At 40.2% G+C, this 11,028-nt stretch carries 13 protein-coding genes; 9 read left to right on the top strand and 4 right to left on the bottom strand.

Annotated features, from left to right (window positions below; translation table 11 throughout):
• Positions 1–197: hypothetical protein (locus tag ACESK1_RS10195; RefSeq protein WP_372920078.1), on the bottom strand; the 197-nt coding region annotated here is incomplete at its 3' end.
• A gap of 398 nt (positions 198–595) precedes the next feature.
• Here ACESK1_RS10195 and ACESK1_RS10190 point away from each other — a divergent pair.
• Entirely contained in the window at positions 596–1,567 is a 972-nt protein-coding gene (locus tag ACESK1_RS10190; protein WP_372920079.1) for a toll/interleukin-1 receptor domain-containing protein, read from the top strand.
• 187 nt (positions 1,568–1,754) lie between these two features.
• The gene (locus ACESK1_RS10185; RefSeq protein WP_372920077.1) at positions 1,755–2,747 is read left to right on the top strand and encodes a hypothetical protein; all 993 of its coding nucleotides are present in this window, start codon (positions 1,755–1,757) and stop codon (positions 2,745–2,747) included.
• A 96-nt stretch (positions 2,748–2,843) separates the two neighbouring features.
• On the opposite strand, the gene ACESK1_RS10180 is transcribed toward ACESK1_RS10185, so the two are convergent.
• The gene (locus ACESK1_RS10180; RefSeq protein WP_372920076.1) at positions 2,844–3,269 is read right to left on the bottom strand and encodes a hypothetical protein; all 426 of its coding nucleotides are present in this window, start codon (positions 3,267–3,269) and stop codon (positions 2,844–2,846) included.
• A gap of 219 nt (positions 3,270–3,488) precedes the next feature.
• Between ACESK1_RS10180 and ACESK1_RS10175 the strand changes: the two genes are divergently transcribed.
• From ACESK1_RS10175 to ACESK1_RS10160, 4 genes are all read left to right on the top strand, one after another.
• The gene (locus tag ACESK1_RS10175) at positions 3,489–3,767 is read left to right on the top strand and encodes a hypothetical protein (RefSeq protein ID WP_372920075.1); all 279 of its coding nucleotides are present in this window, start codon (positions 3,489–3,491) and stop codon (positions 3,765–3,767) included.
• A gap of 119 nt (positions 3,768–3,886) precedes the next feature.
• Entirely contained in the window at positions 3,887–4,120 is a 234-nt protein-coding gene (locus ACESK1_RS10170; protein WP_372920074.1) for a hypothetical protein, read from the top strand.
• Positions 4,104–4,406 (top strand): type II toxin-antitoxin system RelE/ParE family toxin, encoded by a 303-nt coding sequence (locus ACESK1_RS10165; RefSeq protein WP_372920073.1) that lies wholly within the window; start codon positions 4,104–4,106, stop codon positions 4,404–4,406. The genes ACESK1_RS10170 and ACESK1_RS10165 overlap by 17 nt, the downstream gene beginning before the upstream one ends.
• Positions 4,407–4,455: 49 nt before the next feature.
• Positions 4,456–5,121: a class I SAM-dependent methyltransferase gene (locus ACESK1_RS10160; RefSeq protein WP_372920072.1), complete on the top strand. Its 666-nt coding sequence runs from the start codon at positions 4,456–4,458 to the stop codon at positions 5,119–5,121.
• A 24-nt stretch (positions 5,122–5,145) separates the two neighbouring features.
• On the opposite strand, the gene ACESK1_RS10155 is transcribed toward ACESK1_RS10160, so the two are convergent.
• The gene (locus ACESK1_RS10155; RefSeq protein WP_372920071.1) at positions 5,146–5,694 is read right to left on the bottom strand and encodes a C40 family peptidase; all 549 of its coding nucleotides are present in this window, start codon (positions 5,692–5,694) and stop codon (positions 5,146–5,148) included.
• Between the two features lie 209 nt (positions 5,695–5,903).
• Here ACESK1_RS10155 and ACESK1_RS10150 point away from each other — a divergent pair, with 209 nt between their 5' ends.
• Positions 5,904–7,892, top strand: a complete 1,989-nt coding sequence (locus tag ACESK1_RS10150; protein ID WP_372920070.1) for a DUF2779 domain-containing protein — start codon at positions 5,904–5,906, stop codon at positions 7,890–7,892.
• Positions 7,893–8,417: 525 nt separating this feature from the next.
• On the top strand, positions 8,418–8,846 hold the full coding sequence (locus ACESK1_RS10145) for a DUF3024 domain-containing protein (RefSeq protein WP_372920069.1): 429 nt from the start codon (positions 8,418–8,420) through the stop codon (positions 8,844–8,846).
• A 360-nt stretch (positions 8,847–9,206) separates the two neighbouring features.
• Here ACESK1_RS10145 and ACESK1_RS10140 read toward each other — a convergent pair whose 3' ends face one another.
• Positions 9,207–9,527 carry a GIY-YIG nuclease family protein gene (locus tag ACESK1_RS10140; protein ID WP_372920068.1) on the bottom strand — a complete coding sequence of 107 codons (321 nt, stop codon included), beginning with the start codon at positions 9,525–9,527 and terminating at the stop codon, positions 9,207–9,209.
• 469 nt (positions 9,528–9,996) lie between these two features.
• Between ACESK1_RS10140 and ACESK1_RS10135 the strand changes: the two genes are divergently transcribed.
• Positions 9,997–11,028, top strand: a 1,032-nt coding sequence (locus ACESK1_RS10135) for a hypothetical protein (protein WP_372920067.1), incomplete at its 3' end; no start/stop codon positions are given.

Raw genomic sequence — 11,028 nt, 5'->3', positions numbered from 1 at the left:
TAGGACTTTCCCGGCGTAAAATTTTTGAAGCCTTGGAGAAAATTTAGTCGGGAAAGTATGGTTCCGAAGCGCGGTAGCGATTCGGAAACACCTCCAATAAAGTGTCCTTTTTTTGGTTCGTTTTTTTGGACAAGCAAAAAAATGAACAGATCCAAATCAGCAAAAAACGGCAACAAATCCAATTTATCAAGAAACATCCATGAGAGCTAATTGTTTGGGATTGGATTGCCGGGAGAAATCCAATCAGAATAAGCAATAGAAGTTCTTCCTATTCAAGATCCTCGCCCGTTTCAAAAAAAGAAGAACTGAGAACAGTTCAGTGAGATTCCTCGTCGCTCCTACCTCGAGCCCTTTTGTCACATCGAGCGGAGTCGAGATGTCCCATCTGGACGGAATTCCTTACAAACGTCATCCTGAGCCTGCCTGACCGGCGAGGCAGGCCTGACTCAGGATCTCATCTGAGTGAGCTAATATGTTCGCCCGCTTCAACTAAGAAAAACCAAAAAAATCCACTCTCCACTCTCCACTTTCCACTATTAAAAAACAGAGAACAGAGAACAGAGAACAGAGAACTCACAACTGAGAACTCTACAACCTGCCAACACCCATCCAATGTCTAAAATTCCTATCTTTATTAGCAAATCAAATACTTCATGAAAACAAAACTATTCTCTACAACATTCCTGGTTGCTTTCCTCTTCTTCGGATAGATTTTATAAAGGGTGATTATGGCAATAAGAAAGAGACTGAAAATCAATTCAATAAAATCAGTAACGTTAAAGGCTTAGATATCTTTATAAGCCATAGTAGCGACGATGAAGATATAGCTGAATCCTTAATAAATTTAATAATTAAGGCTTTAAAAGTTCCAAATAAAAGTATTCGTTGTACAAGCGTCGCAGGTTTTAAATTACCTACTGGGGCTAAAACGGACGAACAGATCAACACTGAAATTTTTTCATCAAAAGTTTTCATTGGATTGATAACCTCGAAAAGTATAAGTTCAACCTATGTGCTTTTTGAATTAGGTGCAAGATGGGGTACCCAATTACCCCTACTTCCATTGATTTGTGATCCATCTGGCACAAGACTATTAGAAGGGCCATTAAAAAATATAAATGCATTAGATGCAACAGATTCCACGGATATTTTTCAATTTATTTATGATTTATCTGAAAATCTTTCGAAAGAGCCAGAAGATGCCAATTCCTATTTAAAAGAAGTCGAGATTCTAAAAAATAAATCTTTAGGGAAAGAAAAAAAAACTGCCAAACCTGATACTGTTTACTCCAATAATAATTCCAGTGAATTTGAAGGGGCAGAAGATATTATAAAACGAAAAGGAAAAGAAGAGTATCCTGGAGACTTTGAAATGCAAGAATATTATATCAAAAACCAAAAAAAGGCTTTAGAAGGACTACAAAAAGAAAAACCTGATGATATAGATTTGGATGACTTTCAAAAAATAAGAGCCAGAGCGAAAAGAGAATATCCATTCAATTTTGAGATGAGACTATATACCGAGGAAAATCAAATTGAGAGCTTAAGAAAGCTTAGAGAAATTTAAACTAAGACGATTAATGGCAAATAATGGGTATTATCGAAAAAGTGTAATTTCATAAACCAAATAGGAAAGAAATTAATTAACCTGTCTTGACCGATCATATATTTAAAATACAAAATGAGACCATCCAACAAGACTCTTTTATATTTTCAAGTAAAAAAATAAAATAGTACCACTTTAAAAATATTGCATGCAACAAAATTACAAGAAGGACTCCCATCATATTGGTAAAGAGTTCGAGGACTTTGTAGAAAATACCATTTTCACCAAAGATCGATATGCTCTTGTCCATAGAACAAGTTCCAAAAAGGATAATGAGAAAAGATATCCGGAAAGTGCGAGTTACCCGGATTTTCTTTTCAGGTGTTTAGAGACTGGAAAAGAATTTTATGTAGAGGCTAAATACAGGTCCTCAGCTATAGATAATAGAGTAAAAGGTTTAAAGCCAAATCAGGAATTAAGATTTAAAAAATTAAATGAAGAAATACCTGTCTTTGTAATTTTCGGATACTGGGAATCACCATCTAATCCTTCTAAACTGAGTTTTCTAAAACTTGAAGAATGCAAATTCAGATATCTGTTTACGTATTACTTGAGGAATTTTGAAATTAAACATGAAACTTATCCTAACTACCTACTCAAGCTAGGACCTAAAACCGGCAACTTTAAAGAGGAATCTTCTCCTCAGGAAAAAAAGAAACCAGAAACAAAAAAAGAAGCTAAGAAATATAACTCTAAAATCCTGGCCCTCGCTGCTGTTGGAGTACTGGCCATCTTTATGATAATTTACAGCTTCGCTTTTTCTGATGAAACGCCGGAAAAAGAACTAAAAGAAACCGTCGCCGATTACTACCAATCTATGAATAGTAACCAAATAGAAAAATTGCCGGAGTATTTGAGTCCACAGGTTACTTACTGGTATGGAGAGGAAAATCCCTCCAGGGAATGGATCTACAGAAATGCAAAAGCCCACCGGGGTAAGTACCCTTATTCATCTTCAGATATTGACTGGGATTCATTTAAGGTTTTACCGGCTGAAACAGGAGGATACATTGTCACCTATAAAATGATCTACAAGGCAAAAGAAAAAATCACTGACGATTACAAAGTTTTTGATCTGGAACTTACCACAGAATGGGATCGCAATTATAAACTCAAAAGCATTTCAGAGATCAGGAATTAACAAACACCATGCAATTAGAAATCACCCACATCCAGGGCGGGATGCGCAAATTTGAAAGGCATCTCTAAAGGACTGCTGAAAAACAAGAGCGTAGACTTAGTTTCTAAAAAAATATCTCAAACCGATTTTTCCTTCCAGAATACCTGTTACTTCCAGATCGGGGCGGCTCTGATATTGAAAATTCCCCACCAGTCCTAGTTTGGGATAGACCCAAAAGATCCCGGTTAGCCGCCCAAGCCAGCCAAAATAGGTCGTAGTTTCAGATAGATCGCCCTGCTTTTTCCAGATATTGGAAACACTGCTTCCAATCCCAAATTCAATTTTATCGGCTTTTAAAAAGAAATAGTCGGCTCCCAAAGCCAGTTTCTGGTAATTTGCTTCTTTGAATTTTCCGTAGAGTAAGTAAAAGCCAAATTCATGATTAATGAATCCCGCTTCGATATCGAAATGAAGCCCCCGGTGATCTTGTTCAGTCCTGGGATTGTCTATAATCCCAAAGGCTTTATTAGGATCTATTGCCATTCCAGTATAGAATTGCCCATAACTGCTAAAGCTGCAAAAAAAGAAGAACAAAACTAACCGATACATATCTATAAATCTTAAATTCCTACCTGAATTTAATGCTATCCAGAAGAAAAGTTACATCAATTGTGCAAAGCTTAACTTGCTGATATACAACAACGTTAAAATAATTGTGTAGTGGCTGAGGTTTTGATTTTCGGGCATATAAATAAAAATTTTATGAAATTAGACATCACCTACATCCAGGGCGGCATGCGCGAATTTGAAAGAACCGGGATCTATCCTGAGTATCTGCTGTTCAAGCTGCCCGGCACCCGCCGGAACTGGACGATAAGAATTAAACAAACGCCACAAGTGGGAGTTTTGAAAAGCAAGGGCAAAGTGCTCTATGAATACAGTTTTGACGGTTACAGGTGTCAATTCAGGAAAGTAAAAAGTGATGTTTCCTTTTCGGAATGGATGGAACCTGAAAGTATGATCATTGAAATGAGGGATTAGGAAATGACAAAAAATAAGAAAATAAAAAAGCCCTGGCCCACCAAAGATGCCATGGTTGTGGCTCAGTTAAAAGTTTCCTTAAAGAGCAAGAATTAAAGGTAAAATTGTAAATTTGAGGTATGGATATAGATCTTCAAAATAAGAAAATCGAATTAATTCAGTGGTTATCTACCCTGAATGATGAATCCATTATTGAAAAAATAATGAAGTTGCGAGAGACTGAGAAAACAGATTGGTGGAAGGAAATATCCAAAGAGGAAAAGAAATCAATCGACAAAGGAATTCAGGATGCTGATTCCGGAAAACTAAGATCTCATTCCGAAGCGAAGAAATTATATGAAAAGTGGTTATAAAATTCTGTGGACTGACCACGCCCTTTCTGAATTAGAAAATACAGTAATATACCTAGAAGAAAACTGGACGGAAAGAGAATTGAAAAATTTCTCCCATGAACTGGATCATATAGTAGAATTAATCTCTAAAAATCCAGAACTATTTCAGGTTTCCGGAAAGAGGAAAAATGTTAGAAGAGTTGTAGTAGCCAGATTTAATACTTTATACTATCGCATAAATAATGATTCAGTAGAAATATTATCCTTCTTTTCTAACAGACAAGATTCTGACAAAATAAGGCTTTAAGAAAACCGCCGCATAATCGATGGGACGACCGTTCTGGATTTTCCTTTAAATGACAAAAAAGAAAAAAATAAAGCAGCCCTGGCCAACTAAAGATGCCATGGCGCAGATCTATAAAAACAACCTGTGGGGTGGGAAGAGATCTGAATATTACTCCGGTTTAGGCTCCCATCATCCCGAAACAGTAAATCCGTATATCGCTGTAGTATCGGAATTTTTAAAAAGTTTTGAAACCCCACCGATAGTTTGTGATCTGGGTTGCGGGGATTTTAATATCGGTAAAGAACTGGTACAGTATTCCAAAAAGTATATCGCTGTAGACATAGTACCGGAGCTTATAGCGCATAATAAAAAAGAATTCAAAGCAGATAATTTGGAATTTCATGCTTTGGATATTGCAAAGGATGAATTGCCTGCGGGAGATTGCGCGATTCTAAGGCAGGTGTTGCAACATTTATCGAATGCGGAAATTAAAAGGCTGGTAGAAAAATTATACGATTTCAAATATGTTATTCTCACCGAGCATTTACCGGAAGAAGATTTTGAACCCAATAAGGATATTATTTCCGGGCAGGGAATCAGACTAAAAAAACAGAGTGGCGTTAAGCTTTCCGCACCCCCGTTTCACTTTAAGGCCAAAGATGAAACACAGTTATTATCTGTTCCGGCTCCCGGTTTTCAGGGAGTTTTAGTGACTACTTTGTACGAGGTAAAATAATCTGGCGGGGGTATCAGGTAGTATTTATAACACCCGGATGGCTTTTACGAACCGGCGGGTGTAGCCTTCGTTCGAAAGATTTGTAATAACTACTTTCATCGCACTACCTGAGGTAGCGTGAATAAAATCGCTTTCATTCCCATTTGCAGTAGAAACAATACCAATATGACCAATCGTATCGCGGGTGGGACTTAAAAACAATAGAAGATCTCCTTTCTGGACCTTCTCAATGGGGATCTCAGTTCCAAAATTTTCATATCCTGCCGTACTTCGGGGCACCTCAATATCAAAACGTTGAAAAACAAAATATATATAACCGGAACAGTCAAAACCTTCTTTTCCGCTACCCGCCGTTACATAAGGCGTTCCTAACAAATTCATTCCATATTCCACAATGCTGTCCCTGAAAGTATAATTGGTTTGCTCTGAGGTGAAAATTGTTTCCTCTTTTGAAGATTCTTGCTGCGTTTCTGAATCATTCGGCTTATCATACATCACATAAGCCAGAAAAGAAAAAACCAAGGCGAGAAAAACCAATTTCCCGAAATTCCGGAGATATAACCTGTTTACCATCTAAGGGGGATTTTTTGAAATTTACGTAAAATGTATAATGTAGACCGTATATTGTATACCGTAAAAATCTTCGGGGAGAAATTTCAATGAGCCGCAAAAAAATCTATTCGGCTCAAATTTTAAAAGCTTCAATGGCTTACCAAGGAATCTATATTGACGCCAGCTTTTGTCGCTGTCACTTGCTATCTTAGTCAGATAATACAAAAAACATGTCTCAACGCCTCCTCACCAAATCCCGTTTTAAACAAGCCCTGGAATGCCCGAACAAGCTCTTTTACACCAAAAAGAAGGAGTATGCCAACCAAAAGCTGGAAGATCCTTTCCTGGAAGCTCTGGCCCAGGGCGGATTCCAGGTGGAGGAACTGGCGCGGCTGCATTATCCTGAGGGAATTTTAATAGATGATAACGACTGGAATTACGACCTGCTGGCGGCGCAAACCGAAGAACTGCTGCAACGGGAAAATGTAGTGATCTTTGAAGCTGCTTTTAAAACTGAGAACCTGTTCATCCGCACCGATATCCTGGTGAAGCGGGGGAATAATGTTCAGCTTATCGAGGTGAAGGCAAAATCCTTTGATCCGGCAGATGAAAACCTGCTGGTGGGAAAAAAGGGCAGACTCGTTAGTGGCTGGAAGCCCTATTTGTTTGATGTGGCCTTTCAGCGCTACGTGATCCAAAAATGTCATCCTGAGTGGAAGATCAAGTCTTATCTCATGTTAGCCGATAAAAGCAAGAAAGCACCCATTGAAGGTCTCAACCAGCTTTTCAGGATCAATAAAACTGCCGGGAATCGTACCGGGATTACCAAAAAGGTAAACAGCCTGGAGGAGATTGGCGGTAGTGTTCTGGGCAAAATAAACATAGATACTATCCTGGATGAAATAGAAGCCGGAAAGCATTTGTGTTACGAGAACCTCAATCTGGAGCAGAGCATCAAGATCTTTTCAGAACATTATACAGCCGACAAATTCTTCAATGCCCCTGTCTCCTACTCCAACTGTAAAGGCTGTGAATTCAGAGCTACAGAAGAGGAACTGGCCGAAGGAAAAAAGTCGGGCTTCAGGGAATGCTGGACCGGTCAGATGGGCTGGAGTGAAAATGAATTTACTGAGTTTGTTATCTGGGATATCTGGAACCTGCATTACAAGAAAGGGCCTAAACTTTTTAAAGAAGATAAATTCTTTTTCAGGGATTTAAATGAGGATGATCTTGGGGTAAAACCTGAAGCCGGAAAGATCTCCTCTTCAGAAAGGCAATGGATACAGGTGGAAAAAACCCGGAGTGATGACCCGGGGCCATATATTTTAAAAGAAGCGCTGAAACAGGAAATGCAAAGCTGGAAGTTTCCGCTCAATTTCATCGACTTTGAAACCAGCGCCACCGCCCTGCCCTTCAATAAAGGTCGAAGGCCTTACGAGCAGGTAGCTTTTCAATTTTCTCATCATACGGTAGATGAGGCCGGAATCATCAAACACGAAAGCGAATACATCAATTTTGAACCCGGGAAATTCCCGAACTTCGAATTCGTACGGGAACTAAAAAAGGCACTTTCTAAAAACTCCGGCAGCATCTTCAGGTATGCCCCACACGAAAATACCATCCTCAATGCTATATATCAGCAACTGGAAGAGTCTGACGAACCTGATAAAAAAGAACTGCAGGAATTCATCAAGCACATCACCCAATCCAAAAAAAGCGCCACGGAAAAATGGAATGGCGACCGCAACATGATCGACCTGTTTCAGGTGGTCAAGGATTATTATTACAGTCCGCACATGGGCGGCTCCAATTCTATTAAGGCCGTCCTTCCCGCGGTTCTGAATTCCTCGGAATTACTACAACAGAAATACTCCCAATCTATTGGTGAAATCGGACTCACTTCAAAAAACTTCAACCGGGAACATGTCTGGTTGCAGGTGGAAGAGGGCAAGCTGGTGAATCCCTACAAAATGCTTCCACCCCTCTTTGCAGACTGGGATGAGGAACAGATAGAAGAATCCGTCTCCGGCCTCACCGGAATCGCCGATGGAGGTGCTGCCCTTACCGCCTACGGCAAACTCCAATACACCGATATGCCGGAGGAAGAACGCCTGGCGATAAAACAATCTCTGCTAAAATACTGCGAACTCGATACCCTGGCCATGGTGATGATCTGGGAGTATTTTAGGGAGGTGGTTGAATACAATATTTCATTATGAGATTCGTCGTCGCTCCTACCTCGCTCCGTCGGAATGAACTCCTCAAAAATTTGTCATTTCGAACCCTTCGGCTACCGCTCAGGACAGGCTCCGGGAGAAATCCCATCTGAGTAAGCAATAGAAGATATTCCTATTCAAAATTCCGGTGGTTTCAAAAAAGAAAAACCGAAAACTCACAACTCAGAACCGCAGAATGAGATTCCGGATCAAGTCCGGAATGACGGAATTCCTTACAAACGTCATCCTGAGCCTGACTCAGGATCTCATCTGAGTGAGCTAATATGTTACCCAGCTTCAACTAAGAAAAACCAAAAAATCCACTCTCCACTTTCCACTCTCCACTCTCCACTAAAAAAAGAAAAACCGAGAACCCAAAACTCACAACTCAGAACTTAAAAGATTCCTCGTCCCTCCTACCTCGCTCTGTCGGAATGACAAATGGGAGAGACTATCAATCACAAAAATCCTGAGCCGAATACAAAGATTAATTAACTCATATTTCATTAGACACACAAACATGTTTCGATGCGAAATCTGGAATCAGGCCAAAGAAGAGTTATGCAGAAATGGCAAATTTTCCTAAACTTGTATTATAAAGATCAGGCTATGGCATTCACTTCAGAAGAGAAGCAAAAAATCAAAACTAAGATTCAGGCATTCCTGGACAGAAAGCGACCGGAGGAAAACATCAGGCATAAGATAGATCTGGGATGTGATATAAAAGGGCAGTCTGTCCTCATCTACGAGATACGACCTCATCCCGTGCATCCTGAGGAGAAAATTTACCCCGCTATTGCTAAAGCTACATTCAACAAAAGCCGGAAGGTCTGGAAGATCTATTGGCAACGGGCGAATATGAAATGGGAAGTTTACCCTCCCCGCCCAATGGTGGACGACCTGGACCTTTTCTTTAAAGAAGTAGAAGAAGATCGGGCCGGCTGCTTTTATGGGTAAGGAATAGTTACCCGAATCAAAAGGACCCTTTGTATTTGTCACTGCGAAGCCTTCGGCTACCGCTCAGGACAGGCTCCGTAAGAAATTTCATATGAGTGAGCAAGGGTAGTTACGACTATAAAAATAAAGGAACTCGATTATGAGATTCCTCGTCCCTTCTACCTCGCTGTGTCGGAATGACAAGAACCCCTCACTAATTGTAACTCCGAAGCCTTCGACTAGCGCTCGGGACGGGCTCCGGGAGGAATCTCATCTGAGTGGGCAAGGGTAGTTAGGACTATACAACTAAAGGAGTTTCCTAATGAGATTCCTCGTCGCTCCTACCTCGCTCCATCGGAATGACAAGAGTCAAGGGAGGCATTACTTTTCGAACATGGAATTCAAAGCTTCAATCTTTGGATTATAGCAACGAATTAAATTCTGCTTTTTCTCCCTTCTCCAGGCTTTTAATTCTTTCTCTCTGGCGAGGGCTTGCTGTATCCATCCAAAGGTTTCTATATAGACTAGATCCGTTAAATTATACCGGGCTACAAAAGATTTTTTCCGGAGTTCTATTGATTCTTTATGCTCCTGCAAACGCCTTTTCAAATTACTAGTTACCCCAATGTAATAGGTAGTTCTATACTTGTTTGTAAGTATATAAATATGGAATTTATAGATACCTTCAGTGTATTCAATCATTTGCCACGTATGGATGAAGTTATATTTAAAAATAATGAATTAAATTTAATCAGCTGAATAACATGAGTTTACATTAATAAATTGATTTATTGTAATTCGGAATCCTTAAGTTAAAACTCAGGAGAAGGGCAATAAGAAATCCCATCAGAGTGTTTCCACTATTAAAACAGTTAGAGAGCTACATTATGAGATTCCTCGTCGCTCCTACCTCGCTCTGTCGGAATGACAAGAACTCCCACTTGCCTTGTCATTTCGAACCCTTCGGCTACCGCTCAGGACAGGCTCCGTGAGAAATCCCATAAGAGTAAGCAATAGAAGTTCTTCCTTTTTAAGATTACCTGCCGTTTCAAAAAAAGGAACCGAGAACCCGCAACTCAGAACTGACATGACAAGAGCCGAGAACCCAAAAAAAATAACAAACTGTCATCTTCTGTCGCAACGCGCCCATAGTTTTGAAAAAAATAAGAACATGGAGAAGCAATTTACCAACGAAATCCTGGAAAAGATCAATCGCATTTGTGAAGTTGCTAAAGGCTGTGCGATGCAGGGCGGTACCTTCAAAATCATAGAAAATGAGCTCGGCTATCTGGCTGAAAAATTAAGGGTTTCCCCGCTGCAGGCCTTCTTTTTTGCCATCATCTTTCAACTGGAGCTAGAAGGAGAAGGTACCTGCCTGAAAAGCCTTGGAAAATTCCTGGATTATAAAGGTATTTTGCTGCTCAACTATACTTCAGAATGGACAAGCCTGGAGGAGAAAAATCTTATAGAGATCAACCGAAGTGGGGCTTTTGGGCGGGGGAGAAAGGAAGACTTTGGCATTCACCCCACGGTAAAGGCGGCGGTGGTAAGAGATGAACTCCCTCTGCCCGCCCCGGAAAAGTCAGAAAACGGAATAATAGAATTCCTGGAGAGTTTTTACAAACAGGCCTGCAGCTGTGATGAGGGGGAGATATGTACCTACGAACTATATAGCAATGTGCGGAGGCTCCTGAAAAAGAATGAGAAAATTGCTTTTGTTCAGGAAATTAAACGTCTGGAGCTGGAATACCGGGAAAAATGCCTGTTGTTGTACCTCTCCTGGAAAAGTATCAGCGGCATGGAATCGGTGTCTTTAAGTCGAAGTATTGAAGGACTGATAGATGATGAAGTCCGGCGGATCCATTTTACCCAAAGCCTGATCAAAGGAATTAATCCTCTTATAAAATCAGACCTGGTGGAAGTGGTAAAAGGAGATTTCCTTAATTCTTCGGAATTAAAACTCACCGACAAGGCGCTGGAGCTATTGGAGAAAGAAGGACTCGAATTAAATTTCGCAGGCGAGGAAAAGGATCTCTTAAAGCCGGAAAAGATCGTGGAAAAGCAACTATTCTTTGGAAAAGAGGAATACCAGCAGCTTGGAATGCTGGAAAACACCCTGGAAGAAAACAGGTTAATGGAAATAAGAAGCCGACTGGAACAAAACAAATTGTCAAAGGGAATTACCGTGATTCTGCACGGCCTC

The organism is Salegentibacter sp. (assembly GCF_041642575.1).
GTDB lineage: Bacteria > Bacteroidota > Bacteroidia > Flavobacteriales > Flavobacteriaceae > Salegentibacter.
The sequence above is the reverse complement of the archived record's forward strand: the minus strand, read 5'-3'. Positions and strand labels throughout refer to the sequence as shown.